This window comes from Mycobacterium sp. 1423905.2, from assembly GCF_001673155.1.
GTDB lineage: Bacteria > Actinomycetota > Actinomycetes > Mycobacteriales > Mycobacteriaceae > Mycobacterium.
The window spans coordinates 1-26,386 of the sequence record NZ_LZLE01000355.1; the positions used below are offsets into that span (position 1 = coordinate 1).

The following is a 26,386-nucleotide window of genomic DNA, read 5'->3' on the forward strand; positions in this document are numbered from 1 at the left end:
GAAACCCAGGACGCCGTGCTGGCCCGGTTGTGCACCGGTGCCCAGCGACACCAGGCTGGTCGGGGTGGTCGACGGGAAAGTGCAGTCCAATGGCTGCAACCGTCCCAACTCACCGCGCAGCACGGCGGCGAGCAAGGGTGCGTCGGCGGCCAATTGTGGGAGCAGGTGCCGGCCCATCCCGTCGACCAGCACCACGGCCACCCGGTCCACTTCTCCGGTCCACTCGGCCAGTCCCAGCCGATCGACCGCGTCCGGCACTCCGAGCAGCGCCGCTGCCGCGGGCAGAACGTCACAAATCGACTGGGGCACGGACATGGACGTCAGTTTGACGTACTAACTAGACACGCGCCAGCGAGACCTCGATGTCAGCTCAGTCGCTGCACCGCGGGCGTCCACTTGTCTTCGATTCGGCCGTAGCGCCATACCAGGACCGCGACCAGCCACGCGCCAATAAACATCCCGACGACCACAAAGCCGACCGTGTTGAGGTCCAGGCGGCCCAGCCAGCTCCAGAACGGGCCGTGCCACCCGAGTTGGTCGGCGAACAGGCCGAGCAGTTCGACGCTGCCGATCAACAGCGCCACGGCCACCGACAGCCCGGTGATGGTGATGTTGTAGTAGATCTTGCGCACCGGATTGGCGAACGCCCAACCGTAAGCGAAGTTCATGAACGACCCGTCGATGGTGTCCAGCAGGCACATGCCCGCGGTGAACAACATTGGCAAGCACAAGATCGCATACCAGGGCAGACCGGCCGCGGCGCTGCTACCCGCCAGCACCAGCAGCGCGATCTCGGTGGCGGTGTCGAATCCCAGTCCGAACAGCAGGCCGACCGGGTACATGTGCCACGACCGAGTGATCGAGTTGGTGAACCGGCCGACGAAACGATTGACCAGGCCCCGGTTCTGCAATTGCTGCTCGAGTTCGGCGCCGTCGGTGTCGGCGTCGTAATCGCCGCGGCGCAACCGGGCGAGCACGCGCAGGATCCCGACCAGGACAACAACGTTGAGGATGGCGATGACGTATAGGAACACACCGGAAACGCCGGTTCCGATCAGGCCGGTGTAGTGGTGCAGGGTCGACGAGTCGTCCTCGACCGGTCCGACGACGGTCTTCAGTCCGGCGGCCAGCAGTACCGCAAGGCCGAACACCACTGTGGAATGCCCCAGCGAGAAGAAGAATCCGACGCCCAACGGCCGCTGGCCGTCGCTCATCAGCTTGCGGGTGGTGTTGTCGATGGCGGCGATGTGGTCGGCGTCGAACGCGTGCCGTAAGCCCAACGTGTACGCGGTGAGCCCAACGCCGAAGCCAAAGGCCTTGCCACCCAGGCTGAGTCCAGCCGGGTCGATCACCAAGACCAGGGTGAGCCAACCGATCAGGTGCAGCGCAGCGATCACGGCGGCCATCAAGCCCAGCCGGCCCCACTCGGGTGCCGAGAGGGCACCGCCGAGCCGAGCCCGTAACCCGCACCTGTCCAACTCAGTGCTGGTCATCGAAATCCTTCCAGCATTGGGCGGACGCAACGGTCCCGACTGTAGGTTCGGGCTGCACCGCGATGCAAGTGACTTGCAGGACCCGGGATGCGTTGGCAATCCAGCGGCTCGGGGACAACACTGAAGGAGTGACAACGAAGCCCTCGGGCTTGGATCCGGCCGTCACCGAACGGATCGGCGAACTGCTGCGCGCGCGTGGGCTGCGCCGGATGGCGTCTCGGATCCAGGTGTTGGCGGTGCTCGAGCCGGTGAACGGCCACCTATCGGTAGCCGAGATCCATCACCGCTTGCCCACCTTCCTGCCGCCGGATGTGGCGACGCCGGACCTCGCGACGATCTATCGCACGGTGACCACGTTGGTCGATGAGGGCGTGCTGCACGCGCTGACGCTGGACGGCGGAGTCACCACCTACGGGATGGCCAGCGCACCCCACCACCACGCGGTATGCACCCACTGCGGTGCCGTCATCGAAGTGCCGGCGCGCCAACTCAGTTCGGCGCTCGAGCAGGCGATGGCCGGTAGTTCGTTCGCCCTTCCGGAGTGCGGAGGATTGACGCTGCGCGGCCTGTGCCCGAACTGTCAGCAGCGGCGAGATTGATCTCAGCGCAAGCCCAGCAGCGCGTTCTCGATCACTTCGGTCAGCGCCGGATGAATCCAGTACTGGCCGCGGGCCATCTGGTGGGCGGGTAAGCCGAAGCTCATCGCCTGGATCAACGGTTGAATGATCGACGACGCCTGGTAGCCCATGATGTGAGCGCCCAGCAGCAGCCCAGTGCCGCGCTCGGCGACCAGCTTGACGATGCCGGTGGTGTCTTCCATCGCCCAGCCGTAGGCGACGTCACCGTACTCTTGAACGGCCACGGTGATGTCGTATCCCTCTGCCAAAGCCTGGTTTTCGGTCAGTCCGACGCTGGCCAGCTGCGGATCGGTGAACACCGCCGCCGGAACATAGCGGTGGTCGGTGACGGCCATCGACTCGGTGTCGTCCCAGTCGCACAGCAGGTTGTGTTGTACGACGCGGGCCTCGTGGTTCGCGACATGCTTGAGCTGGTAGGGCGACGAGACGTCGCCGAGCGCGAAAACGCCTCGCGCCGAAGTGCGTTGGTATTCGTCGACCACCACACGGCCCAGCTTCACCTCGACGCCGGCTTCCTGGGCGTCGATCCGGTCGGCATTGGAGACTCGGCCCGTCGCCACCAGCAGCATGTCCGCCTCGATCGAGCAACCGTCGTCGAGTTCGAGTACCACACCTGAGCCGGCGTTCTTGGCGTCCACCACATTACGTTGCGTGCGCAACTCCCACTTCTTGGCAGCGATCCGAGTGAAGCGTTCACACAAGGTGTCGTCGATCTGTTTGAGCAGCGTGCCGCCGCGCAGGATGATGGTGACGCGCACCCCCAGGGCGGAGAAGATGTGCGCGAATTCGGCGGCCACGAAACCGCTTCCGACAATGGCCAGGTGCTCGGGCAGTTCGGTGATCCGCATGATGGTGTCACTGGTGTGGTAATCGACACCGCAGCCGTGAATGGCCGGCGGAATGACCGGCCGCGAACCCGCAGCGATGACCACCTGGTCCGCAGTGAACTCCTCACCGCCGTCGGTCCGTAGCAGATAGCGCCCGTCGGATTGCACCGGCCCGAACCGGGCATGCTGGTGGTACACCTCGACATTGGGCAACGAGCGCCGGTAGGTCTCACCGCTGACCGCGATCGGATCGATGCGTCCGAAGACCCGGGAGACGATGTCGTCCCACCGCACCCCGTCGATGTGCGCGTCGACGCCGTACTTCGCCGCCTCCTGAACCGTTTTGGCGACCTCGGCGGCGTAGACGAACATCTTCGTCGGAATGCACCCGACGTTCAGGCAAGTGCCGCCGAACGTGCCCTGCTCGCAGATCGCCACCCGCTTGTCCGCATAGCGTTCGTTGAGAATGGTGTTGCCGGAGCCGGTTCCGATGATGGCGATGTCATAAGTTTCCATGTGCGGGCCGCTCACCTTTCCGTGATGATGCCGAAGCGCCGGTGTTGATGCTGAGGTAGTCGTCCAGCCACCGGTCCAGTTCGCGATATGCGGTGTGGCGCGGCTGGGCCAGCGACAAGAACACGTCGTGCTTGGCGTCGGCCACCGGAATCATGGTGGAGCGGTTGCCGATACATCCCGCCCACCGGGCTATTTGCGTGACATCCAGAACCGCGTCGCCGCACTGCAGGGCTTCTGGTCCGGCGTCCTCGCTGACCGTGTGATCCGAGCGCAGGATCAGGTTGGGTACACCGACATCGATGCCCCGATGCAGCCGCGCCTGGCCGCTGCGCACGGCGTGCAGCCAGCCGAAGGTAATCGGAAAGCCGCCCAACGGTTTCCACTGCAGGTCATAGTCGAATTCGCCGTGGTAGTCCCGGTGCAGGCTGGAACCGTAACCTCCGTTGCCGCCGGAGCGGGCTATTCCCTTGGTGCGCACCCGCGACAGCGCGGCGATCATCGCCGAGGTGACGCCTAGCCGCAGGATCGCCCTGCCATGCAGGTCCAGAAACGGGCTGTTCAGAACCAGGCCGCGCACGCCCAAGGCGGCGGTGGCGCCGCGTCGCCGCAACCGGTCCAGCCACAACGACACGATCAGGCCGCCCGCCGAATGCCCGTACACCAGAGTCTGCACCGACCGGTTCCCTTGGCAGATGAGCTGCAGGGCCCGATCCAGTTCGGCGTCATAACAGGCGAGGTTGGTGGTGAAGTGCGGCGTGTGCTCCGGACGCCGCGACCGACCGCACTTGCGCAGGTCCAGCGCGTAGAAGTCGAAGCCGCGGCCGGCGAAGTGATCGGCCAGGGCGGTGTTGAAGAAGTAGTCGGTGTAGCCGTGGACCGCCAGCACCGCGTGCTCGGACGCGGCCACCTCGCCGCGACGGATCAGAGTGGCGACGATGTCGCCCTCGCCGTCGGGGTCAGGCCCCAGCGGAATCGTGTACTGCCAATAGCCGGGCAGCACGTCGGGCACCCAGCCAGTCACCAGGCCAGCTTAGTCGGCGCGGCGCGGGGCCGGGCGGGGCCGGGATAACCTGGGAAACACCCGAGGGAAGGAACCGTCGATCCGGTGTCGAACCGAGCCAGGACCGCTGACGTCGTGCTGGTGGGCGCCGGCATCATGAGCGCCACGCTGGCCGCGCTGCTGCGGCGGCTGGAGCCGGACTGGACCATCACCCTGATCGAGCGGTTGGACGCCGTCGGCGCCGAGAGCAGCGGTGCCTGGAACAACGCCGGCACGGGCCACTCGGCGTTGTGCGAGCTGAACTACACCCCGCAACGGGCCGACGGTTCGATCGACATCACTAAGGCCGTAGCCATCAACGAGCAGTTCCAGGTCACCCGCCAGTTTTGGGCGTACGCCGCCGAGACCGGCATCCTGACCGACGTGCGCGCCTTCCTCAACCCGGTTCCGCACGCCAGCTTCGTGCATGGCGCCGCTCGGGTGGACTACCTGCGGCGGCGCCGCGACGCGCTGGCCCCTAACCCGTTGTTTGCCGGCACGGAGTTCATCGACGACGCCGACGAGTTCGCCCGCCGGTTGCCGTTCATGGCCGCCGGCCGGGATTTCTCCGAACCGGTCGCGCTGAACTGGGCGCAGGACGGCACCGACGTCGACTTCGGGGCGCTGGCCAAACAACTCCTCGGTTACGCGGTGCGCAACGGAGCGACCACGCTGTTCGGGCACGAGGTCCGCGGCCTGACGCGCCGCTCCGACGGCGGGTGGACGCTGCGGACGCGCAATCGTCGTACCGGTGCGCAGCACCAACTAGGCGCCCGGTTCGTGTTCGTGGGCGCCGGCGGAGACGCCCTACCGCTGCTGCAGAAGTCCGGGATCAGCGAAGTCAAGGGGTTCGCCGGGTTCCCGATAGGCGGACGCTTTCTGCGTGCCGGCAACCCGGCGCTCACCGCGGCGCACCGCGCCAAGGTGTACGGCGTGCCCGCACCCGGCGCTCCGCCGCTCGGGGCGCTGCATCTGGATCTGCGCGTCGTCAACGGCAAACCGTGGCTGGTTTTCGGCCCGTATGCCGGCTGGTCACCGAAGTTCCTCAAGCGCGGCCATCTCAGTGATCTGGCGCGATCGGTCAAGCCGCACAACGCAATCTCCATGCTGGGTGTGGGGGCCACCGAACTGACACTGCTCAACTACCTGCTGGGACAGCTGCGGCTGTCCAAGGCCGACCGCGTGCGCTCGCTACGGGAGTTCGCCCCCAGTGCAACCGATTCCGATTGGGAGTTGACGGTCGCCGGCCAGCGGGTGCAGGTGATCCGCCGAGACAGACGCAAAGGCGGCGTGCTCGAATTCAACACCACCCTGGTAGGTGCCGCCGACGGCAGCATCATCGCGCTGCTGGGCGGCTCGCCGGGCGCATCCACCGCCGTGCCGATCATGCTCGACGTGCTGCAGCGGTGTTTCGCGCAGCGGTATCAATCCTGGGTGCCGACGCTCAAGGAGATGGTGCCGTCGTTGGGAGCTGAATTGTCAAAGGAGCCAGCACTATTCGACGAGGTGCGCTCGTGGAGCGCCAAGGTCTTGCAGTTAGGTGTCGCGTCATGACCGAAGCGTTGCGCCGGGTGTGGTCGAAGGATCTGGACGCGCAGACCCTGTACGAACTGCTGAAATTGCGGGTCGAGGTGTTCGTGGTGGAGCAGGCGTGCCCGTATCCGGAGCTCGACGGCCGCGATCTGCTCGGGGAAACGCGGCACTTCTGGCTGGAAACCGCCGACGGTGAGGTGATCTGCACGCTGCGGCTGATGGAGGAACATCCCGGCGGGGAAAAGGCATTTCGGCTCGGGCGGCTGTGCACCAAGCGCAGCGCCCGCGGTCAGGGGCACGCCACCCGGCTGCTGCGCGCGGCGCTGGCCGAGGTGGGCGACTACCCGTGCCGCATCGACGCGCAGACCTATCTTGCCGACATGTACGCCCAGCACGGGTTCGTCCGCGACGGCGATGACTTTCTGGACGACGGCGTGCCGCACATGCCGATGGTGCGGCCGGGCTCGGGTCTGGCGGGCCAGCGGTGAAGCCCTACCCGTTCAGCGCCATCGTCGGGCACGATCAGTTGCGGCTGGCGTTGCTGCTGTGCGCCATTCGCCCCGAGATCGGGGGTGCCCTGATCCGTGGTGAGAAGGGGACCGCCAAGTCCACGGCCGTGCGCGGCCTGGCGGCGCTGCTGTCGTCGGCCACCGGCGGCGCCGGCACCGGATTGGTCGAGATGCCGCTGGGCGCGACCGAGGACCGGGTGGTCGGCTCGCTGGACCTGCAGCGGGTGCTCAGCGAGGGGGAGCACGCCTTCTCGCCCGGGCTGCTGGCCCGCGCCCACGGCGGGGTGCTGTACGTCGATGAGGTCAACCTGCTGCACGATCACCTGGTCGACATCCTGCTCGACGCCGCCGCCATGGGACGGGTGCACGTTGAACGCGACGGCATCTCGCACTCCCACGAGGCGCGGTTCGTGTTGATCGGCACCATGAACCCCGAGGAAGGCGAGTTGCGTCCGCAGCTGCTGGACCGGTTCGGCCTGACCGTCGACGTGCAGGCGTCCCGCGACGTCGACGTGCGGGTGCAGGTCATCCGCCAGCGGATGGCGTACGAGGCAGACCCCGACGGGTTCGCCGACCGCTACGCCGACGCCGACGCCGACCTGGCCCGCCGGATCGCCGCGGCGCGGGCGGTGGTCGACGATGTGGTGTTGCCGGACAACGAGTTACGCCGCATCGCGGCGTTGTGCGCGGCCTTCGGCGTCGACGGTATGCGCGCTGACCTGGTGGTGGCTCGCACCGCGGCGGCGCACGCCGCGTGGCGCGGCGCGGACACCGTCACCGAGGAGGACATCCGGGTGGCCGCAGAGCTGGCGTTGCCACACCGCCGCCGCCGGGACCCCTTCGACGACCCAGGCATCGACCCCCAGCAACTCGACGAGGCGCTGGCTCAAGCCGGCGCCGAGGCAGACCCCGAGCCCGAGCCCGACCCGCCCGGAGGTAACGGCCAGTCAGCCAACGACGCTGCGAGTCAACCTCACTCATCGGCCGAACCGCAACCGCCCCGGCCCAGCGCGCCGCCATCGAAGACCTTCCGCACCCGCACGCTCACCGTTCCCGGGGTAGGTGAAGGCGCACCCGGTCGGCGGTCGCGGGCGCGCAACACCGCCGGCAGCGTCGTGGCGGCCGCCGACGCCGCCGATCCGGCCGCGCACGGTGTGCATCTGTTCGCCACCGTGCTGTCCGCTGCCGAAAATGCCTCGGCCGCAGGGCGGTTGCGGGTGGGTGCCGATGACATTCGGCGCGCGGTGCGCGAAGGCCGGGAGGGCAACCTGGTCATCTTCGTCGTCGACGCCTCCGGATCGATGGCCGCACGCGATCGCATGGCCGCGGTTGGCGGCGCCACCATGTCGCTGCTGCGCGACGCATATCAGCGGCGCGACAAGGTCGCAGTCATCACCTTCCGCCAGCAGGACGCCAGGGTCATGCTGCCGCCCACCTCCTCGGCGCATATCGCCAGCCGGCGACTGGCCCGCTTCGACACCGGTGGAAAGACTCCGTTGGCCGAAGGTCTGCTCGCCGCGCATCAACTCGTCCTGCGCGAAAGGGTGCGCGATCGCGCGCGGCGCCCGCTGGTGGTGGTGCTCACCGATGGGCGGGCCACCGCCGGGGCCGACCCAGTGCGGCGCAGCCGGATGGCGGCCGCGCGGTTGGCCGCCGAGGGGGTGGCCGCGGTGGTGGTCGACTGCGAAACCTCCTACGTGCGGCTGGGTCTGGCCGTCGACCTGGCCGCGCAGCTGGGGGCGCCGGTGCTGCGCCTGGAGCAGCTGCACGCTGATCACCTCACGCACGCCGTGCGTAGCGTGGCGTAAGCGTTCGGTATCCGTTATGCCACAGGGTAATCCGCTGCAAGTCCCCGACGACGGTCTGACCACCCGGGCCAGGCGCAACACCCCGGTGCTGGCCGTGCACACCGGGGCCGGCAAGGGGAAGTCCACGGCGGCGTTCGGTATGGCGTTGCGGGCGTGGAACATTGGACTCAATGTCGCGGTCTTCCAATTCGTCAAGAGCGCCAAGTGGAAGGTCGGCGAGGAGGCGGTATTCGGGCGCCTCGGCCAGCTACACGACGAACATGGCGTCGGCGGAGCCGTCGAATGGCACAAGATGGGTGCGGGCTGGTCCTGGTCGCGTAAGGGCGGCAGCGACGCCGACCATGCCGCCGCGGCCGCCGACGGCTGGATCGAGATCGCCCGTCGCCTGGCCGCGCAACGCCACGACTTTTACGTCCTCGACGAGTTCACCTATCCGCTCAAGTGGGGTTGGGTCGACGTCGGCGACGTCATCGAGGTGCTGGCGTCGCGGCCCGGACACCAGCACGTGGTGATCACCGGCCGCGACGCGCCGCCGCAGCTGGTGGAGGCGGCCGATCTGGTGACCGAGATGACCAAGGTCAAACACCCGATGGACCTGGGCCGCAAGGGCCAAAAGGGGATCGAGTGGTGACCTCGGTTCCCGGCGTGGTCGTCGCCGCGCCGGCCTCGGGCAGCGGAAAGACCACGATCGCAACGGGTCTCATCGGGGCGCTGCGCCAGGCGGGTCATACCGTCGCGCCCTTCAAAGTAGGCCCGGATTTCATCGACCCGGGCTATCACGGATTGGCGGCGGGGCGGCCCGGCCGCAACCTCGACCCGAACCTGGTGGGCGAGGAAATGATCGGCCCGCTGTACGGCCACGGCGCGCAGGGCGCCGACCTCGCGATCATCGAAGGGGTGATGGGCCTGTTCGACGGGCGCATCGAGCCCGTCGCCAGCGCACCGGCGCGCGGGTCCAGCGCACACGTCGCGGCCCTGCTGGGCGTCCCGGTCGTCCTGGTGGTCGACGCCCGCGGGCAAAGCCAGAGCATCGCCGCGCTGCTGCACGGCTTCTCCACCTTCGACGCGGCAACCCGGATCGCCGGCGTCATCCTCAACCGGGTCGGATCCGCCCGCCACGAGCAGGTGCTGCGCCAGGCATGTGAGCAGGCCGGCGTCCCCGTTCTCGGGGCCATCCCGCGGGTGGCCGAGATGGAGGTGCCGTCGAGGTACCTCGGTCTGGTGACCGCGGTCGAATACGGCCGCCGGGCCCGCGAGGCAGTCGACGCCATGACCGCCCTGATCGCCACCCACGTCGACCTGGCCGCGGTGGTCGCGGTCGCGGCCAGCCGGGTCGCCGACGCGCCGTGGGATCCGGCGGCGGCCGTGGCGCAGGTGACCGGCCGGCAGGTCACCGTCGCACTGGCGGCCGGCCGGGCGTTCAGTTTCGGCTACCCCGAGCACGCCGAACTGTTGACTGCCGCCGGGGCCGAGGTGATCCCGTTCGACCCGCTCACCGACTCACTGCCCGACGGCACCGATGCGGTGGTGCTGCCGGGCGGTTTCCCCGAGCAGTGGGCGGCAGAACTGTCCGCCAACGAAACGGTGCGCCGGCAGATCAACGACCTGGCCGCCGCCGGTGCGCCCGTGCACGCCGAATGCGCCGGGCTGATCTACCTCGTCGAGGAGCTCGACGGCCACCCGATGTGCGGCGTGGTGCGCGGGTCGGCGCGATTCACCTCGCAGCTCAAGCTGGCCTACCGCGACGCGGTGGCCGTCGCCGATTCGGCGCTATATGCGCTGGGCCAGCGGGTGGTCGGCCACGAATTCCACCGCACCGCAGTGACCTTCACCGGCGACTACCAGCCGGCGTGGGTGTACCGCGACCAGGCCGCGATCCAAGACGGCGTGGTGCGCGACGGCGTGCACGCGGCGTACCTGCACACTCATCCGGTCGCGACCCCCGAGGCGGTGGGGCGGTTCGTCGCGCACGCGGCCAGGTAGAGCAAAACCTCTAGGCTTGGCGGGTGACCGAGAACCCTTACCTTGTCGGCCTGCGGCTGACCGGCAAAAAGGTCGTCGTGGTCGGCGGTGGCTCGGTCGCCCAGCGCCGTCTGCCGCGCTTGATCGGCAGCGGGGCCGACGTCCACGTCATCTCCCGGTCGGCCACTCCCGCCGTCGAGGCGATGGAACAAGTGACCCTGTCGCTGCGCGAATACCAAGACGGCGACCTCGACGGAGCCTGGTACGCCATCGCCGCCACCGATGACCCCGACGTGAACGCCGCCATCGTCGCCGAAGCCGACCGCCGCCAGATCTTCTGCGTCCGCGCCGACATCGCCGTCGAAGGCACCGCCGTCACTCCCGCCTCGTTCACCTACGCGGGACTGACCGTCGGCGTCCTGGCCGGGGGAGAGCACCGCCGCTCGGCGGCGATCCGCTCGGCCATCCGCGAGGCGCTACAACAAGGCGTCATCACCGCCGAGAGCGCTGACGTTGTTCGGGGCGGGGTGGCGCTGGTCGGCGGCGGACCCGGCGATCCGGAACTGATCACCGTGCGCGGCCGCCGCCTGCTGGCCCAGGCCGACGTCGTCGTCGCCGACCGGCTCGCGCCGCCGGAACTGCTCGCCGAACTGTCTCCACACGTCGAGGTCATCGACGCCGCCAAGATCCCGTACGGCCGGGCCATGGCCCAGGACGCCATCAACGCGGTGATGATCGAACGAGCGAAGGCCGGCAAATTCGTGGTGCGCCTCAAAGGGGGCGATCCGTTCGTGTTCGCCCGCGGTTATGAAGAGGTGCTGGCGTGCGCGGAAGCGGGGATTCCGGTGACCGTGGTGCCAGGTGTGACGAGTGCCATAGCAGTTCCCGCTTTGGCGGGTGTTCCGGTCACTCACCGGGCCATGAATCATGAATTTGTGGTGGTCAGCGGCCATATCGCGCCCGACCATCCCGAATCGTTAGTGAATTGGGACGCTTTGGCAGCAATGTCGGGCACCATCGTTTTGCTGATGGCGGTCGAACGCATCGAACTTTTCGTTGACGCGCTGCTAAAAGGCGGCCGACCTGCAGATACTCCGGTGCTGGTGGTTCAGCACGGAACCACGCCCGCTCAGCAGACGTTGCGGGCCACCCTGATTGACACGCCCGAGAAGGTCCGCGCCGAGGGTATTCGACCTCCCGCGATCATCGTGATCGGGGCCGTGGCGGCGTTCGGGCTTTAAACAATTCTTAAGATTACTGTAAGGTAACCTCCTATGACGGCTCTCAACGACAGTGAGCGGGCGGTCCGGAACTGGACAGCCGGACACCCGCAACGGCCGGCCCCGGCGCGCCCCCAGCGCTCGGCGGAGACCGCCTTAGACCGGATCAGCAGGTATTCCCCGACGTGGCTGCCCTCGTGGCGGTTCATCGCCGCGGTCATCGCCATCGGTGGGATGCAGCTGCTGGCCACCATGGACAGCACCGTCGCGATCGTCGCGCTTCCTAAGATTCAGAACGAGCTGAGCCTGTCCGACGCCGGTCGCAGCTGGGTGATCACCGCCTACGTGTTGACCTTCGGCGGGCTGATGCTGCTCGGCGGCCGCCTGGGCGACACCATCGGCCGCAAGCGCACCTTCATCGTCGGCGTCGCCCTGTTCACCATCTCCTCGGTGCTGTGCGCGGTCGCCTGGGACGAGGTGACCATGGTCATCGCCCGACTGCTGCAGGGCATCGGTTCGGCCATCGCTTCTCCGACCGGTCTGGCGCTGGTAGCCACGACGTTCCCCAAGGGTCCGGCGCGTAACGCCGCGACCGCGGTGTTCGCCGCCATGACCGCGATCGGCTCGGTGATGGGCCTGGTGGTCGGTGGGGCGCTGACCGAGCTCTCCTGGCGGCTGGCGTTCCTGGTCAACGTGCCCATCGGGCTCGTCATGATCTACCTGGCCCGCACCGCGCTGCGCGAGACCAACCGTGAGCGGATGAAGCTGGACGCCACCGGCGCCATGCTGGCCACGCTGACCTGCACCGCGGCGGTGTTCGCCTTCTCGATGGGCCCGGAAAAGGGCTGGATCTCGGTCACCACTATCGGCTCAGGTGCGGTCGCATTGGCCGCCGCGGTGGCCTTCGCCATCGTCGAGCGCACCGCCGACAACCCCGTCGTGCCGTTCCAGCTGTTCCGCGACCGCAACCGGGCAGTCACCTTCATCGCGATCCTGCTCGCCGGCGGTGTCATGTTCAGCCTGACCGTCTGCATCGGCCTGTACGTGCAGGACGTGCTCGGCTACAGCGCGCTGCGGGCGGGCGTCGGGTTCATCCCGTTCGTCATCGCCATGGGCATCGGCCTGGGGGTGTCCTCCCAGCTGGTGTCGCGGTTCTCTCCACGCGTGCTGACCATCGCCGGTGGCTACCTGCTCGTCGTCGCCATGCTCTACGGCTGGTTCTGCATGCACCGCGGCGTCCCGTACTTTCCGAACCTGGTGGCGCCCATCGTGGTCGGCGGGATCGGCATCGGCATGGCCGTCGTTCCGCTGACCCTGTCGGCCATCGCCGGGGTGGGCTTCGACCAGATCGGCCCGGTATCGGCGATGGCGCTGATGGCCCAAAGCCTCGGTGGTCCGCTGGTGCTGGCGGTCATCCAGGCCGTGATCACCTCCCGCACCCTGTACCTGGGCGGGACGACCGGTCCGGTGAAGTTCATGAACGACGCGCAGCTCAACGCACTCGACCACGGCTACACCTACGGGCTGCTGTGGGTCGCCGGAGCCGCGATCATCGTCGGCGCCGCCGCGCTGTTCATCGGCTACACCCCGGAGCAAGTGGCCCACGCCCAAGAGGTGAAGGAAGCGATCGACGCCGGCGAGCTGTAATCCCGGTCGTCACGCGGAGCTCAACCGTCTCAGGAGTCCCTGCACTTGTTGAGTGTCTTTGTGCCCGCCTCACAGCGACAAATTAAGTTGTCGCTCGGAGGCGGGCACAAACAGTAGTGGCGCCCGCAGAGACTGGTGTGGCAGCTGTGACTACACCGCCCGGCCGACCTCGACCGGGCCGCCGCCACTAGGCTTGCCGCCTGTGATCACCCGGATGTCCGAGCTGTTCGTGCGCACATTGCGCGACGATCCCGCCGACGCGGAAGTCCCCAGCCACAAACTGCTCATCCGAGCCGGCTACGTCCGCCCCGTCGCGCCCGGGTTGTACAGCTGGTTGCCGTTGGGACTGCGGGTCCTGCGCAACATCGAACGCGTCGTCCGCGACGAGATGAACGCCATCGGCGGCCAGGAAATCCTGTTTCCCGCGCTGCTGCCGCGGGCGCCCTACGAGACCACCAACCGCTGGACCGAATACGGCGACGGCGTGTTCCGGCTCAAGGACCGCCGCGGCAACGACTATCTCCTGGGGCCCACCCACGAAGAGCTGTTCACCCTGACCGTCAAGGGTGAATACAGCTCGTACAAGGACTTCCCGCTCACGCTGTATCAGATCCAGACCAAGTACCGCGACGAAGCCCGTCCACGGGCCGGCATCCTGCGCGGCCGGGAGTTCGTCATGAAGGACTCCTACTCCTTCGACATCGACGCCTCCGGGCTCAAGAACTCCTACCACGCGCACCGGGAGGCCTACCAGCGCATCTTCGACCGGCTCGGGGTCCGCTACGTCATCGTGTCGGCGGTATCGGGCGCGATGGGCGGCAGCGCCTCCGAAGAATTCCTCGCCGAAAGCCCGATCGGCGAAGACACCTTCGTGCGGTGCCTGGAATCGGGTTACGCAGCCAACGTCGAGGCCGTCGTTACCGCGCGCCCGGACTCGCTGCCCACCGACGGCCTGCCCGCCGCTGAAGTCCACGACACCGGTGACACCCCGACCATCGCCACGCTGGTCGACTGGGCCAACCGTGCCGACCTGGGCCGCACCATCACCGCCGCGGACACGCTGAAAAACGTCCTGGTCAAGGTCCGCCAACCCGGCGGTGAGTGGGAACTGCTGGCCATCGGCGTGCCCGGCGACCGCGAGGTCGACGAGAAGCGGCTGGGCGCGGCGCTGGAACCCGCCGACTACGCCTTCCTCGGCGACGACGACTTCGCCCGGTACCCCTTCCTGGTGAAGGGCTATATCGGCCCGAAAGCGCTGCGCGACAACGACGTTCGCTACCTGGTCGACCCGCGGGTGGTGGACGGCACCAGCTGGATCACCGGCGCGGACGAGCCGGGCCGCCACGTCGTCGGCCTGGTGGCCGGCCGCGACTTCACCGCCGACGGCACCATCGAAGCCGCCGAGGTGCGCGCAGGTGATCCCTCGCCGGACGGCGCCGGCCCGCTGGTCATGGCCCGCGGCATCGAGATCGGGCACATCTTTCAACTCGGCCGCAAATACACCGACGCCTTCACCGCCGACGTGCTCGGCGAGGACGGCAAGCCGGTGCGGCTGATCATGGGGTCCTACGGCATCGGGGTGTCCCGGCTGGTCGCCGTCGTCGCCGAACAGCACCACGACGAGCTGGGCCTGCGCTGGCCCGCCGCCGTCGCGCCGTTCGGCGTACACCTGGTCATCGCCAACAAAGATCCCGCGGCTCGGGCCGGAGCCGCTGAGCTGGCCGCGGACCTGGACCGGCTGGGCATCGAGGTGCTGCTCGACGACCGCCAGGCCTCGCCCGGGGTCAAGTTCAAAGACGCCGAACTGCTGGGCATGCCGTGGGTCGTCGTCGTGGGCCGCGGCTGGGCCGACGGCGTCGTCGAACTGCGCGACCGGTTCGGCGGTCAGACCCGCGAGCTGCCCGCCGGGAAATCCCTGGCCACCGAAATCGCCGCGGCCATCAGCAGCTGACTATTCGTTGCCGCCCGGGAACGAGGTGGTGATGGGCCAGGCGCCCAGCACCTTGTTCCAGCGCGCGGCCAGCACCGCGCTCTGCGTCAGCGCGGTCGAGGCGAAGGCGCGGTCATCAGCGGTATCGGCGTGCTCGACCACCGCGCGCCACGCCGTCGCGCCGTCGTTTTCCATCCGCACCGCCAGCCGCGCTGCATCGGCCGGACTGCCCACCTGCGACGGCAGTTGGTAGCCGGGTGCCGCGACGGGCGCATTGGCCTTGCGGGCGGTCAGCATCGCGATGACGTCGTCCCGCCGTTGCCGGTGCTGGTTGAGCGCCTCCACCACCAGGTCGTTGACGCTCGGGGGCGACATCGCCGACACGATGCCGTAGCCGTAAATGGTCGCGTGCTCGACGGTCAGCGCGTCGCTGAGGGCAGTGGTGTCAGCGTCCTTGCCGGACGGAGCCAGTTTCGGCGGCCGGGCGCCGGGTGTGGGCTGGGCCGAGGTCATATCGACGGACCTCCGGGCACCAACGCCACCGTGGCCGACGCCGTGCACGACGCGACTATGGATGCCAGCAGACCCGCCCGGTAACCCGACGAGCTGGCCACCAGCCGACTGGCGCTCTCGGCCGAGGCGTTCAGCGCATCGATGACGTCGGAGACAGGCGGCGGGGGAGGCGGCGGCTCGGCCCCGGTGGGACTGGGACTGGTGCTGCTTGTCTCGCTCGTCGAGGACACCAACTTGCCCGACGCCCGCGAGATCTCGGTGGACAGCGCACGCGCGTGCGCGGCCCGTTGGGTGGCGACCACGGTGAGTGCCGCGGCGATCTGCGGCGGGCTGCCGATCGCGCCGGCCGCGGCCGTCGCCAGCGCGCTGTCGCGTCGGGCCTGGTCCAGCGGTCCCACCAGCTCTTCGACTGACGGAGGCTTAGGGGCCGGCTCGCCGCAGGCGGAGACGACCACCCCCAGTGCAGCGAGAGCGGCCCCACCGGCGAGCACGCCCCGCCTGTTGATGACGGGTACTGCTCTGGGCACAGCAACATCCTGCCATCGATGTGCGCGGCGACCGCGCTGGGCACGGCGCCCGGCGAGGTCGCGCCGACCTGGGAGCCCTCGTCGATCGCCATTCCTGGCGTATCGTTGGTAGCTGGTACACCTGGAATCCACCGACTGCCGGCAGCTGGCCGGCGGCAGGACGCCGGGAGCCGCGCGCAACAGAAAAGGGCGGCCCTTCCCGCCCGTGTCCGGGACAACTCAAGATGAGGAGCTCGCCGTGACCACCGGGCTACCTTCGCAGACGCAGGTGATCGAGTTACTCGGTGAAGAATTCGCGCGCGCCGGCTACGAAATCGAAGAGGTGGTCATCGACTCCGGCGCCCGCCCGCCGCGGATCACGGTGATCGCCGACGGCGATACAGCCCTCGACCTGGACACGATCGCCGCGCTGTCGCGCTCGGCGTCGACTTTGCTAGACGACCTTGACAATATCGACGACCGCTATGTCCTCGAGGTCAGCTCACCAGGGGTGGAACGACCGCTCACCCGCGCCAAACACTTCCGCCGGGCCCGCGGTCGCAAGGTCCAGCTCAGGCTCTCCGACGGTACCGAGCTGACCGGGCGCATCGGGGAGACGACCGACGACGCGACGGCGCTGGTGGTCCGGCAGGGCCGGCAGTGGAGCGTGCGGCAGATCCCGCTCGCCGACATCGTCACTGCCGTGGTGCAAGTCGAATTTTCGTCGCCAAGCCCAGCCGAGCTGGAACTGGCGACTACGGGTCGGGCCACTGAAACGGAGGCCGGAACATGAACATCGACATGGCTGCGCTGCACGCGATCGAAGTGGACCGTGGCATCTCGGTCAATGAGCTCCTGGAAACGATCAAGTCCGCGCTGCTCACCGCCTACCGGCACACCCAGGGCCATCAGCAGGACGCGCGCATCGAGATCGACCGCAAGACCGGAGTCGTTCGCGTCATCGCCCGCGAGGTGGACGAGGACGGCAACCTCATCAGCGAATGGGACGACACCCCCGAAGGCTTCGGCCGCATCGCGGCCACCACCGCCCGTCAGGTCATGCTGCAACGCTTCCGCGACGCCGAGAACGAACGCACGTACGGGGAGTTCTCCACCCGCGAAGGAGAGATCGTCGCCGGCGTCATCCAGCGCGACAGCCGCGCCAATGCCCGCGGCCTGGTCGTGGTGCGCATGGGCAGCGAGACGAAAGCGTCTGAGGGCGTGATCCCGGCCGCCGAGCAGGTCCCCGGTGAAAGCTACGAGCACGGCAATCGGCTGCGCTGCTATGTCGTCGGGGTGACCCGCGGCGCCCGGGAACCGCTGATCACCCTCTCGCGCACCCACCCCAACCTGGTGCGCAAGCTGTTCTCGCTGGAGGTCCCGGAAATCGCCGACGGGTCGGTGGAGATCGTCGCGGTGGCCCGCGAAGCCGGCCACCGCTCCAAGATCGCGGTGACCTCGCGGGTACCTGGCCTGAACGCCAAAGGCGCCTGCATCGGCCCGATGGGCCAGCGGGTGCGGAACGTGATGAGCGAGCTCTCCGGCGAGAAGATCGACATCATCGATTACGACGAGGACCCGGCCCGCTTCGTCGCCAACGCGCTGTCCCCGGCCAAAGTGGTCTCGGTGTCGGTCATCGACCAGAACGCCCGGGCCGCCCGCGTGGTGGTGCCCGACTTCCAGTTGTCCCTGGCCATCGGAAAGGAAGGCCAAAACGCGCGGCTGGCCGCCCGGCTGACCGGATGGCGCATCGACATCCGCGGCGATTCGCCAGGCCAGCAGGCCGGTCATCCCGAACACGGCGCCAGCCGCGGGATGGCCCACGAGCGCTGAATACGCGCCCGGAACTTGACGCGTGTCCCGGGTGGTTCGGGCTACCTCGCGGGTGACGCTAGACTTAGCCGTGATCCAGCGCGAGCCTTCGGACTCGGCGCACCGAAGCATCGGACCGGTGCGGACGTGTGTCGGGTGCCGAAAGCGTGAGCTGGCCGTCGAACTGCTTCGCGTGGTGGCTGAGTCGACCGGGAACGGCACGTACGCCCTGGTCGTTGACACAGTCAGACGCCGGCCGGGACGGGGTGCGTGGGTGCATCCCGAACCGCGGTGCGTACATCAGGCGATTCGGCGGCGAGCTTTCCAACGCGCGCTGCGCATCACCGGTTCACCGGACACCTCCGCGGTGGTCGAGCACGTCGGTTCTCTCGACGGGCCCGCTCACCGCGCAACAGAACAGGTAGCAACGAACATGAGCACACCGTGAAGTCCCGATGACCATGCGTCATAGCTAAACCCGAGGCGCGGCCCACCGACTGTCGCCTCACAGACAGGAGATGTAGTGGCAGGTAAGGCCCGCGTACACGAGTTGGCAAAGGAACTCGGTGTAACCAGCAAGGAAGTGCTCGCCCGGCTTAGTGAACAGGGCGAATTCGTCAAATCCGCATCCTCGACGGTGGAGGCGCCCGTCGCCCGCCGGTTGCGTGAGTCATTCGGCGGCAGCAAGCCGGCGCCCGCCAAAGACGGAGCGAAGGCCCCCGCGAAGACAGCCGCCGCCCCGGTGGCCAAGGCTCCGGACGCCACGCTCGACCGGGCCCTCGACAAAGCGATCGACACGGTCGCCGGCAACGGCGCACCGGCCGGCGCGCCCGCCCGAGCCGCTGACGGTGGCGGTTCGGCCCCCGCGGCTCCCGCACCGGCCGGGACCACGGCCAAGCCGGCGCCCCCGGCACCGCCGACGCCCACCCCGCCGCCGGGTCGTCCCGGGCCCAGGCCGGCGGCACCCACTCCCGGTGATCGGGCGCCGCATCCCGGCATGACCCCGGGACCGCGTCCCGGTCCGCCGATGCCCAAGCCGGGTGTGCGCACCCCGCGCGTCGGCAACAACCCGTTCTCGTCGGCGCAGCCCGTCGACCGTCCCATCCCGCGCCCGCAGGCCCCGCGCCCCGGCGCGCCCCGGCCCGGAGCGCCGCGTCCCGGTGGAGCGTCCCCGGGCAGCATGCCGCCGCGTCCCGGCGGTGCCGCAGGGCAAGGCCGTCCGCCGCGCCCGGGTGCCCCTCGGCCCGGTGGTGGCCGTCCCGGCGGCGTCGGTGGTCGACCTGACGGCGGTGGCGGTAACTACCGCGGCGGCGGTGGCGTCGGTGCCGCCCCAGGCGGCGGTGGCGGCTTCCGCGGCCGTCCCGGCGGTGGTGGCGGCGGTGGCCGCCCCGGCCAGCGCGGCGGTGCCGCCGGTGCCTTCGGTCGTCCCGGCGGTGCGCCCCGGCGTGGCCGCAAGTCCAAGCGGGCCAAACGCGCCGAATACGAGAACATGCAGGCCCCGGTCGTCGGTGGGGTGCGGTTGCCGCACGGCAACGGCGAGACCATCCGGCTGGCCCGCGGCGCGTCGCTGTCCGACTTCGCCGACAAGATCAACGCCAACCCGGCCGCGCTGGTGCAGGCGTTGTTCAACCTCGGTGAGATGGTGACCGCCACGCAGTCGGTCGGTGACGAGACACTCGAGCTGCTGGGCAGCGAGATGAACTACAACGTGCAGGTCGTGTCCCCCGAGGACGAAGACCGAGAGCTGCTGGAATCGTTCGACCTGACCTATGGCGAGGACGAGGGCGGCGAGGAAGACCTGCAGACCCGCCCACCGGTGGTGACCGTCATGGGTCACGTCGACCACGGTAAGACCCGGCTGTTGGACACCATCCGTAAGGCCAACGTCCGCGAGGGCGAGGCCGGCGGCATCACCCAGCACATCGGCGCCTACCAGGTCAGCGTCGACCTCGACGGCACCGAGCGGCTGGTCACCTTCATCGACACCCCGGGTCACGAGGCGTTCACCGCCATGCGTGCCCGCGGTGCGAAGGCCACCGACATCGCCATCCTGGTGGTCGCGGCCGACGACGGGGTGATGCCCCAGACGGTGGAGGCGATCAACCACGCTCAAGCCGCCGACGTGCCGATCGTGGTGGCGGTCAACAAGATCGACAAGGAAGGCGCCGATCCGGCCAAGATTCGCGGCCAGCTGACCGAGTACGGGCTGGTGGCCGAGGACTTCGGTGGCGACACCATGTTCGTCGACATCTCGGCCAAGCAGGGCACCAACATCGAGCAGTTGCTCGAAGCGGTGCTGCTGACCGCCGACGCGGCGCTGGACCTGCGGGCCAACCCGGACATGGAGGCCCAGGGTGTGGCCATCGAGGCGCACCTGGACCGCGGCCGCGGGCCGGTGGCGACGGTGCTGGTGCAACGCGGCACATTGCGGGTCGGCGACTCGGTGGTCGCCGGCGACGCCTACGGCCGGGTGCGCCGCATGGTCGACGAGCACGGCGACGACGTCGAGGCGGCGCTGCCGTCGCGGCCGGTGCAGGTCATCGGCTTCACCTCGGTGCCCGGTGCCGGTGACAACTTCCTGGTCGTCGACGAGGACCGGATCGCCCGCCAGATCGCCGACCGGCGCAGCGCCCGCAAGCGCAACGCGCTGGCCGCACGCAGCCGCAAGCGGATCAGCCTCGAGGACCTGGATTCGGCGCTGAAGGAAACCAGCCAGCTCAACCTGATCCTCAAGGGCGACAACGCCGGTACCGTCGAAGCGCTCGAGGAGGCCCTGATGGGCATCCAGGTCGACGACGAGGTGGAACTGCGGGTCATCGACCGCGGGGTCGGTGGCATCACCGAGACCAACGTCAACCTGGCATCGGCCTCGGATGCGGTGATCATCGGCTTCAACGTGCGTGCCGAAGGCAAGGCGACCGAGCTGGCCAACCGCGAAGGCGTGGAGATCCGCTACTACTCGGTGATCTACCAGGCGATCGACGAGATCGAGAAGGCCCTGCGCGGCATGCTCAAGCCGATCTACGAGGAGAACCAGCTGGGCCAGGCCCAGATCCGGGCGCTGTTCCGGTCCTCGAAGGTGGGTCTGATCGCCGGCTGCATGATCACCTCCGGGGTGGTGCGCCGCAACGCCAAAGCGCGCCTGCTGCGCGACAACATCGTGATCGCCGAGAACCTGACGATCCACTCGTTGCGACGGGAGAAGGACGACGTGACCGAGGTCCGGGAGGGCTTCGAGTGCGGTATGACGCTGGGCTACTCCGACATCAAGGAAGGCGACGTCATCGAGTCCTACGAGCTGGTGCAGAAGGAAAGGTCCTAATGGCCGATCCGGCCCGCGCGCGCCGGTTGGCCAAGCGGATCAGCACCATCGTCGCCTCGGCGATCGAATACGAGATCAAGGACCCGGGCTTGGCCGGGGTGACCATCGTGGACACGAAGGTGACCGCCGACCTGCATGACGCGACCGTTTACTACAGCGTCATGGGTCCCACCCTCGACGACGAGCCGGACTATGCGGCGGCCGCGGCGGCGCTGGAGCGGGCCAGGGGAGTGTTGCGCTCGAAGGTCGGCGCCGGCACCGGTGTGCGGTTCACGCCGACGTTGACGTTCCTGCGGGACACCACGACAGACAACGTCAATCGGATGGAAGAGTTGCTGGCCCGCGCCCGTGCGGCGGACGCGGATCTGGCGCGCGTGCGGGTCGGCGCCAAGCCGGCCGGAGACGCCGATCCCTATCGGGAGAGGGCGTCGACAGGACCATTGTCGGGGGCAGCCGAGGAAGACATCGATGACCACGATCGACCGGAAGACTGAGCCGGCCCACATGCAGCGCCTGAAAGGGGCGCGCGTCGATGCTGTCGGCGCCGCCCGGTTGTTATCCGCTTCGGATCGGACCGCAGTCGTCTGTCACGTGCATCCCGACGCCGACACGGTCGGCGCGGGGCTGGCGCTGGCTTCGGTGCTGGACCGGTGCGGTCAACACGTCGAGGTCAGCTTCGCCACACCGGCCGCGCTGCCGGAGTCGCTGCGCTCATTGCCCGGTTGTCAGCTGTTGGTGCGCCCCCAGGACATGTCCCGCGACGTGGACTTGGTTGTGACGGTCGACGTCCCCAGCATCAACCGGCTCGGCGGCCTGAGCGATCTGGCCGCCGACGGTCAAGAGGTCCTGGTGATCGACCACCACGCCTCCAATGAGTTGTTCGGCACAGCCAATTTCGTTGACGCTTCGGCCGATTCGACGACCATGCTGATCGCCGAGATTCTCGATGCGTGGGGCCAGCCGATCGACCACGGCGTAGCGCATTGCATCTACGCGGGGTTGACCACCGACACCGGCTCCTTCCGCTGGGCCAGCGCGCGGGCGTTGCGGCTGGCGGCCCGGCTGGTGGACCTCGGCGTGGACAACGCCGCGATCAGCCGGTCGCTCATGGACACCCATCCGTTCGTGTGGTTGCCGATGCTGTCGCGGGTGCTGGGCTCGGCGCGCCTGGTGCCCGAGGCGGCCGGTGGTCGCGGTCTGGTCTATGCGGTTGTGCCGCATGAGGATTGGGTCACCTCTCGCCCCGAAGAAGTGGAGAGTGTGGTCGATATCGTCCGCACCACGCAACAGGCGGAGGTCGCGGCGGTGTTCAAGGAGATCGACCCGCAGGAGTGGTCGGTGTCGATGCGGGCCAAGAACGACGTCGATTTGGCATCGGTGGCGGCGCATTTCGGCGGCGGCGGGCATCGACTGGCTGCCGGGTACTCGACCACCGGCTCCATCGACGATGCCGTCTCCGCGCTGCGCGGCGCCTTGGGCTGACCGCGCTTGACCGAACAGCGGCCGGCGTCCGACCCTCCCGCCGCGGGAGGCCGACAGATCGCCGCGCTGGCTCTGCCGGCATTGGGGGTGTTGGCCGCCGAACCGCTGTACTTGCTGTTCGACACCGCGGTGGTGGGGCGGCTGGGAGCGGTGTCGCTGGCCGGTCTGGCGATCGGCAGCCTGATTCTCGGCGTGGTCAGCTCCCAGTCGATCTTCCTGTCCTACGGCACGACGTCACGCTCGGCGCGCTACTTCGGCGCGGCCCACCGGGCGGCCGCGGTCAACGAGGGTGTCCAGGCCACCTGGCTGGCGCTGGGGTTGGGCGTGTTGGTGGTCGCGGTGGTGGAAGTGGTTGCCGTGCCGATGATTTCGGCTATTGCGGGCGGTAGGTCCGGCGACCTCATGGCCGCGGCGCTGCCGTGGCTGCGGATCGCCATCGTGGGCGTGCCGGCCATCTTGGTATCCCTGGCCGGGAACGGCTGGATGCGCGGTGTGCAGGACACCGTGCGACCGCTGCGCTACGTCGTCATCGGCTTCGGACTGTCAGCCCTGCTGTGCCCGGTGCTGGTGTACGGCTGGTTCGGGTTACCCCGCTGCGGATTGTCTGGATCGGCGGTCGCCAACCTGGTCGGGCAATGGTCGGCCGCGTTGCTGTTCGGCGCCGCGTTGTTGGCCGAGCGGGTGCCGTTACGAATTGACCCGCCGGTGCTGCGAGCCCAGTTGCTGCTGGGCCGTGATCTGTTCCTGCGCAGTCTGGCGTTCCAGACCTGCTTCGTCTCGGCAGGTGCGGTCGCGGCGCGCTTCGGTGCCGCCGCATTGGCCGCCCATCAGGTGGTGTTGCAACTGTGGAGTTTCCTTGCGCTCGTTCTTGATTCGCTGGCCATCGCCGCGCAGTCGCTGGTCGGCGCCGCGTTGGGGGCCGGGGACGTCCCGCACGCCAAGTCGGTGGCGTGGCGGGTGAGCGCATTCTCCCTGTTGGCGGCCGCCGTTTTGGCCGGCGCGCTGGCCGCCGGGGCCTCGGTGTTGCCTGGGGTGTTCACCCATGACCGGTCGGTACTCGCCGAGATCGACGTGCCGTGGTGGTTCCTGGTGGCCCAATTGCCCTGCGCTGGAATCGTGTTCGCACTCGACGGGGTGCTGCTGGGCGCCGGCGATGCGGCGTTCATGCGCACCGCCACCCTCCTCAGCGCACTGATCGGATTCCTGCCGCTGATCTGGCTGTCATTGGCCTACGGCTGGGGATTGGCCGGGATCTGGTCGGGATTGAGCACGTTCGTGGTTCTGCGCCTGGTTTTCGTGGGATGGCGGGCGCTGTCCGGCCGCTGGGCGGTGACCGGAACGGGATAGGACTCAGTGACCGCTGGGTATGCCGTTGACCCAAATCAAGAGCGCCCCGAAGAAAGCGGCGACGACCATCGCGGCTCCCAGCGCCGGCCACAGCCACAGCGTGGTGCGGCGGATACCCGCGACCACCATCCCGATGCCTGCCACGGCGACGGCTGCCACCTCGCCGTCCACCACGACGGCCGCCCCGGTGAAGGTGTGATCAAAGAATTTCGAGAACTTCGGGTCATCGCAGTTATCGCTGCAGATCGGCAGGAACGCCCACAGCGACGGCACCAGCGCGGCCAGCAATCCCAACGCACACAACGCCACCAAGGCGAAAGACAACAGCACGGTGGCAACGATGTCGGCCGTCGAGCGAGGCGGTCGTCTCGACGGCGGTACCAGCGGTGTCAGCGGACTTGCGACCGTCCGCGCTGCAGCACGGCCTCCCGATTGGCGGCGATGTCGTCGCCGCTGGTGCGAAACTGCCTGGCGGCCATGGCTTCCAACCACAGTCCCGCGCTGTTCTGGGACTCGTCGATGCGGTGGTAGGAGGCCAGCAGTGCTCGCACCGCATCCTGGTTGTTGCCGACGATCGACGCCGCGACCTGGCGGGCCGCGTTGAGCAGCTGCTCGTGCGGCACCACCTCGGTGACCAGACCGGCGCGCAGCGCATCGGCGGCTGACAGGTAGTCGCCGGTCATGCTCATCCGCCGAGCCAGTCCCACTCCGACCTTCTGCGGCAACCGCACGCTCAACCCCCAGGTGGGCAACAGACCCACCCGTGCGTGCGTGTCGGCGAAACGCGCCTGCTCTGAGGCGATCAAGATGTCGCAGTACAGCGCCAACTCCAGCCCGCCGGTGACCGCAGCGCCGTTGATGGCACCGATAACCGGCTTGGTCATCGCCGGCCAGCGCGGCGAAATATCGGGCAGCGCGGTTTGCCCGCCCAACTCCTTGAGATCCAAACCGGCGCAGAACACCGGATCGGCGCCGGTGACGATGACCACGTCGACGTCGTCGTCGGTCTCGGCATCGGACAAGGCGCCGAAGAATTGATCCCGAAGCGCCGCGGACAGGGCGTTGCGAGATTGCGGGCGGTTGAGGGTCAGCGTGCGCACCCGCTCTTCGGTCTGGATCAGCAGGATGTCGTCGGTCATGGCATTCACCGTAGCGGTCACATCAGTCCCACAAGCCTCTGCCTCGGATGGCTCTTTGTGACCGCTGCGCCCCGCCTGCAGCCGCCTATCGTTGAGGCATGTGCCGGAACATCACCGAACTGCGCGGGCTGGAGCCCCCAGCCACCCCTGAAGAGATCGCTGCCGCGTCGCGGCAATACGTCCGCAAGGTCAGCGGCATCACCCATCCCTCGGCCGTCAACGTCGAGGCGTTCGAGGCCGCCGTTGCCGAGGTCACGGCCACCACCACCCGGTTGCTGGACGCTCTGAGCCCGCGGCGTCAGCCGCCGAAAACCGTACCGCCGCTGCGCCGGCCGGAAGTGATCGCCCGGCTGGCCGGCGCGCCGTCGAAGTGACGCCGGCGCTCAAGGAGTGGAGCGCGGCGGTGCATGCGCTGCTCGACGGACGCCAGACCGTCCTGTTGCGCAAGGGCGGCATCGGCGAGAAGCGCTTCGAGGTGACCGCTCGAGAATTCCTGCTATTTCCGACGGTGGCGCACAGCCACGCCGACCGGGTCCGCCCCGAGCATCGCGACCTGTTGGCCGACGCGGCCGCCGACAGCACCGAATCCGAACTCACCTTGCGGGCGGCCGCCAAAGTGGTTGCGGCGCTGCCCGTCAACCGGCCGGAGGGTCTCGAACAGATCCAAGACCTGCACATCTGGACCGCCGAATCGGTGCGCGCCGACCGGCTCGACTTTCGGCCCAAGCACAAGCTCGCAGTCCTGGTGGTTTCCACAATCCCGCTCACCCAGCCGGCCCGGCTGGCGCGCGCCCCGGAATATGCGGGCTGCAAGAGCTGGGTCGAACTGCCGGCCGCGCCGACCCTGGCCGCGCCGGTGCACGACGACAGCGTGCTCGCCGAGATCGCCGCCCGGGTCCGCGACGCCGTCGGTTAGCCGACCGGCAACAGCAGTCGCGATTCGCCGAAATGCACGGCGTGAGTGGCCGGCTTGATCTGGCGTGCGGTCAATGCCGGCTCCGCGGTGCCGAGGTTGCGGGCATAGCGGGGAAACCAGCTGCCGGCGATCAGGACGCGCACGCGTGAGCCGGCGCGGAACCGGTGCGCGACGGCGTCGAGTTCGATTCGGACCGTTTCCGGAGCGTCACCCAGGCGGCGGTAGCC

General features: G+C 68.6%; 26 protein-coding genes and 1 pseudogene. 18 read left to right on the forward strand and 9 right to left on the reverse strand.

Annotation, left to right across the window (positions count from 1 at the left end):
- Both A9W95_RS24655 and A9W95_RS24660 read right to left on the reverse strand, forming a co-directional pair.
- A partial coding sequence (locus A9W95_RS24655) for an alkaline phosphatase family protein (protein WP_172826717.1) occupies positions 1–309 on the reverse strand: 309 nt, incomplete at its 3' end.
- A 56-nt stretch (positions 310–365) separates the two neighbouring features.
- Positions 366–1,493: a HoxN/HupN/NixA family nickel/cobalt transporter gene (locus A9W95_RS24660; RefSeq protein WP_067418833.1), complete on the reverse strand. Its 1,128-nt coding sequence runs from the start codon at positions 1,491–1,493 to the stop codon at positions 366–368.
- Positions 1,494–1,621: 128 nt separating this feature from the next.
- Here A9W95_RS24660 and A9W95_RS24665 point away from each other — a divergent pair, with 128 nt between their 5' ends.
- Positions 1,622–2,092, forward strand: coding sequence for a Fur family transcriptional regulator (locus A9W95_RS24665; RefSeq protein ID WP_067418835.1), 471 nt, complete (start codon positions 1,622–1,624; stop codon positions 2,090–2,092).
- Between the two features lie 2 nt (positions 2,093–2,094).
- On the opposite strand, the gene mtr is transcribed toward A9W95_RS24665, so the two are convergent.
- Together mtr and A9W95_RS24675 are read right to left on the reverse strand one after the other, a co-directional pair.
- On the reverse strand, positions 2,095–3,474 hold the full coding sequence (gene mtr / locus A9W95_RS24670) for a mycothione reductase (protein ID WP_067418837.1): 1,380 nt from the start codon (positions 3,472–3,474) through the stop codon (positions 2,095–2,097).
- The gene (locus A9W95_RS24675; RefSeq protein WP_067418838.1) at positions 3,461–4,495 is read right to left on the reverse strand and encodes an alpha/beta hydrolase; all 1,035 of its coding nucleotides are present in this window, start codon (positions 4,493–4,495) and stop codon (positions 3,461–3,463) included. The genes mtr and A9W95_RS24675 overlap by 14 nt, the downstream gene beginning before the upstream one ends.
- Before the next feature lie 84 nt (positions 4,496–4,579).
- On the opposite strand from A9W95_RS24675, the gene mqo reads away from it, so the two are divergent.
- From mqo to A9W95_RS24715, 8 genes and pseudogenes are all read left to right on the forward strand, one after another.
- Positions 4,580–6,067, forward strand: coding sequence for a malate dehydrogenase (quinone) (gene mqo, locus A9W95_RS24680; RefSeq protein WP_067418840.1), 1,488 nt, complete (start codon positions 4,580–4,582; stop codon positions 6,065–6,067).
- Entirely contained in the window at positions 6,064–6,534 is a 471-nt protein-coding gene (locus A9W95_RS24685) for a GNAT family N-acetyltransferase (protein ID WP_067418842.1), read from the forward strand. Before mqo ends, A9W95_RS24685 begins: the two co-directional genes overlap by 4 nt.
- Positions 6,531–8,363: a magnesium chelatase subunit D family protein gene (locus A9W95_RS24690; protein WP_067418844.1), complete on the forward strand. Its 1,833-nt coding sequence runs from the start codon at positions 6,531–6,533 to the stop codon at positions 8,361–8,363. The genes A9W95_RS24685 and A9W95_RS24690 overlap by 4 nt, the downstream gene beginning before the upstream one ends.
- Positions 8,364–8,379: 16 nt before the next feature.
- Positions 8,380–8,994 (forward strand): cob(I)yrinic acid a,c-diamide adenosyltransferase, encoded by a 615-nt coding sequence (gene cobO, locus A9W95_RS24695; RefSeq protein ID WP_067418846.1) that lies wholly within the window; start codon positions 8,380–8,382, stop codon positions 8,992–8,994.
- Positions 8,991–10,346, forward strand: a complete 1,356-nt coding sequence (locus A9W95_RS24700; protein ID WP_371328121.1) for a cobyrinate a,c-diamide synthase — start codon at positions 8,991–8,993, stop codon at positions 10,344–10,346. The genes cobO and A9W95_RS24700 overlap by 4 nt, the downstream gene beginning before the upstream one ends.
- A 23-nt stretch (positions 10,347–10,369) precedes the next feature.
- A pseudogene (gene cobA / locus A9W95_RS24705) lies at positions 10,370–11,577 on the forward strand (uroporphyrinogen-III C-methyltransferase).
- 22 nt (positions 11,578–11,599) lie between these two features.
- Positions 11,600–13,192 (forward strand): MFS transporter, encoded by a 1,593-nt coding sequence (locus A9W95_RS24710; protein WP_067418849.1) that lies wholly within the window; start codon positions 11,600–11,602, stop codon positions 13,190–13,192.
- Positions 13,193–13,394: 202 nt separating this feature from the next.
- A complete protein-coding gene (locus A9W95_RS24715) occupies positions 13,395–15,143 on the forward strand; it encodes a proline--tRNA ligase (protein ID WP_067418850.1) in 1,749 nt (582 codons plus the stop codon).
- Here the strand turns inward: A9W95_RS24715 and A9W95_RS24720 are convergent, their stop codons facing one another.
- Both A9W95_RS24720 and A9W95_RS24725 read right to left on the reverse strand, forming a co-directional pair.
- Positions 15,144–15,635 (reverse strand): ferritin-like domain-containing protein, encoded by a 492-nt coding sequence (locus A9W95_RS24720; RefSeq protein WP_067418852.1) that lies wholly within the window; start codon positions 15,633–15,635, stop codon positions 15,144–15,146.
- Positions 15,632–16,162: a hypothetical protein gene (locus A9W95_RS24725; RefSeq protein WP_067418854.1), complete on the reverse strand. Its 531-nt coding sequence runs from the start codon at positions 16,160–16,162 to the stop codon at positions 15,632–15,634. The genes A9W95_RS24720 and A9W95_RS24725 overlap by 4 nt, the downstream gene beginning before the upstream one ends.
- Positions 16,163–16,400: 238 nt before the next feature.
- Here A9W95_RS24725 and rimP point away from each other — a divergent pair, with 238 nt between their 5' ends.
- From rimP to A9W95_RS24760, 7 genes are all read left to right on the forward strand, one after another.
- Positions 16,401–16,934 carry a ribosome maturation factor RimP gene (rimP, locus tag A9W95_RS24730; RefSeq protein ID WP_067418855.1) on the forward strand — a complete coding sequence of 178 codons (534 nt, stop codon included), beginning with the start codon at positions 16,401–16,403 and terminating at the stop codon, positions 16,932–16,934.
- Positions 16,931–17,974 (forward strand): transcription termination factor NusA, encoded by a 1,044-nt coding sequence (gene nusA / locus A9W95_RS24735; RefSeq protein ID WP_067418857.1) that lies wholly within the window; start codon positions 16,931–16,933, stop codon positions 17,972–17,974. The genes rimP and nusA overlap by 4 nt, the downstream gene beginning before the upstream one ends.
- Positions 17,975–18,149: 175 nt before the next feature.
- Positions 18,150–18,401, forward strand: coding sequence for a YlxR family protein (locus tag A9W95_RS24740; RefSeq protein ID WP_371328122.1), 252 nt, complete (start codon positions 18,150–18,152; stop codon positions 18,399–18,401).
- A gap of 75 nt (positions 18,402–18,476) precedes the next feature.
- Positions 18,477–21,275, forward strand: a complete 2,799-nt coding sequence (infB, locus tag A9W95_RS24745) for a translation initiation factor IF-2 (protein ID WP_067418859.1) — start codon at positions 18,477–18,479, stop codon at positions 21,273–21,275.
- Positions 21,275–21,769, forward strand: a complete 495-nt coding sequence (gene rbfA, locus A9W95_RS24750; RefSeq protein ID WP_067418860.1) for a 30S ribosome-binding factor RbfA — start codon at positions 21,275–21,277, stop codon at positions 21,767–21,769. The genes infB and rbfA overlap by 1 nt, the downstream gene beginning before the upstream one ends.
- Positions 21,744–22,757, forward strand: a complete 1,014-nt coding sequence (locus A9W95_RS24755; protein ID WP_067418862.1) for a bifunctional oligoribonuclease/PAP phosphatase NrnA — start codon at positions 21,744–21,746, stop codon at positions 22,755–22,757. Before rbfA ends, A9W95_RS24755 begins: the two co-directional genes overlap by 26 nt.
- Positions 22,758–22,763: 6 nt before the next feature.
- Positions 22,764–24,104 (forward strand): MATE family efflux transporter, encoded by a 1,341-nt coding sequence (locus tag A9W95_RS24760; protein ID WP_067418864.1) that lies wholly within the window; start codon positions 22,764–22,766, stop codon positions 24,102–24,104.
- A gap of 3 nt (positions 24,105–24,107) precedes the next feature.
- On the opposite strand, the gene A9W95_RS24765 is transcribed toward A9W95_RS24760, so the two are convergent.
- Complete coding sequence (locus A9W95_RS24765) at positions 24,108–24,434, reverse strand: hypothetical protein (RefSeq protein WP_067418866.1); 327 nt, start codon at positions 24,432–24,434, stop codon at positions 24,108–24,110.
- A gap of 59 nt (positions 24,435–24,493) precedes the next feature.
- Complete coding sequence (locus tag A9W95_RS24770) at positions 24,494–25,243, reverse strand: enoyl-CoA hydratase (RefSeq protein WP_067418867.1); 750 nt, start codon at positions 25,241–25,243, stop codon at positions 24,494–24,496.
- 98 nt (positions 25,244–25,341) lie between these two features.
- On the opposite strand from A9W95_RS24770, the gene A9W95_RS24775 reads away from it, so the two are divergent.
- Both A9W95_RS24775 and A9W95_RS24780 read left to right on the forward strand, forming a co-directional pair.
- Positions 25,342–25,617, forward strand: coding sequence for a DUF2277 domain-containing protein (locus tag A9W95_RS24775; protein WP_067418869.1), 276 nt, complete (start codon positions 25,342–25,344; stop codon positions 25,615–25,617).
- Positions 25,614–26,159 carry a DUF1802 family protein gene (locus A9W95_RS24780; protein WP_067418870.1) on the forward strand — a complete coding sequence of 182 codons (546 nt, stop codon included), beginning with the start codon at positions 25,614–25,616 and terminating at the stop codon, positions 26,157–26,159. The genes A9W95_RS24775 and A9W95_RS24780 overlap by 4 nt, the downstream gene beginning before the upstream one ends.
- Here the strand turns inward: A9W95_RS24780 and A9W95_RS24785 are convergent.
- Positions 26,156–26,386: CocE/NonD family hydrolase C-terminal non-catalytic domain-containing protein (locus A9W95_RS24785; RefSeq protein ID WP_305799980.1), on the reverse strand; the 231-nt coding region annotated here is incomplete at its 5' end. The genes A9W95_RS24780 and A9W95_RS24785 overlap by 4 nt on opposite strands.

Excerpts from the sequence above, each read along its gene's own strand:
- rbfA (WP_067418860.1), top strand. The coding sequence starts at position 21,275 with ATGGCCGATCCGGCCCGCGCGCGCCGGTTGGCCAAGCGGATCAGCACC.
- A9W95_RS24770 (WP_067418867.1), bottom strand. The coding sequence starts at position 25,243 with ATGACCGACGACATCCTGCTGATCCAGACCGAAGAGCGGGTGCGCACG.
- A9W95_RS24775 (WP_067418869.1), top strand. The coding sequence starts at position 25,342 with ATGTGCCGGAACATCACCGAACTGCGCGGGCTGGAGCCCCCAGCCACC.
- A9W95_RS24685 (WP_067418842.1), top strand. The coding sequence starts at position 6,064 with ATGACCGAAGCGTTGCGCCGGGTGTGGTCGAAGGATCTGGACGCGCAG.
- A9W95_RS24710 (WP_067418849.1), top strand. The coding sequence starts at position 11,600 with ATGACGGCTCTCAACGACAGTGAGCGGGCGGTCCGGAACTGGACAGCC.
- A9W95_RS24660 (WP_067418833.1), bottom strand. The coding sequence starts at position 1,493 with ATGACCAGCACTGAGTTGGACAGGTGCGGGTTACGGGCTCGGCTCGGC.
- nusA (WP_067418857.1), top strand. The coding sequence starts at position 16,931 with ATGAACATCGACATGGCTGCGCTGCACGCGATCGAAGTGGACCGTGGC.
- A9W95_RS24720 (WP_067418852.1), bottom strand. The coding sequence starts at position 15,635 with ATGACCTCGGCCCAGCCCACACCCGGCGCCCGGCCGCCGAAACTGGCT.
- cobO (WP_067418846.1), top strand. The coding sequence starts at position 8,380 with ATGCCACAGGGTAATCCGCTGCAAGTCCCCGACGACGGTCTGACCACC.
- mtr (WP_067418837.1), bottom strand. The coding sequence starts at position 3,474 with ATGGAAACTTATGACATCGCCATCATCGGAACCGGCTCCGGCAACACC.
- A9W95_RS24755 (WP_067418862.1), top strand. The coding sequence starts at position 21,744 with ATGACCACGATCGACCGGAAGACTGAGCCGGCCCACATGCAGCGCCTG.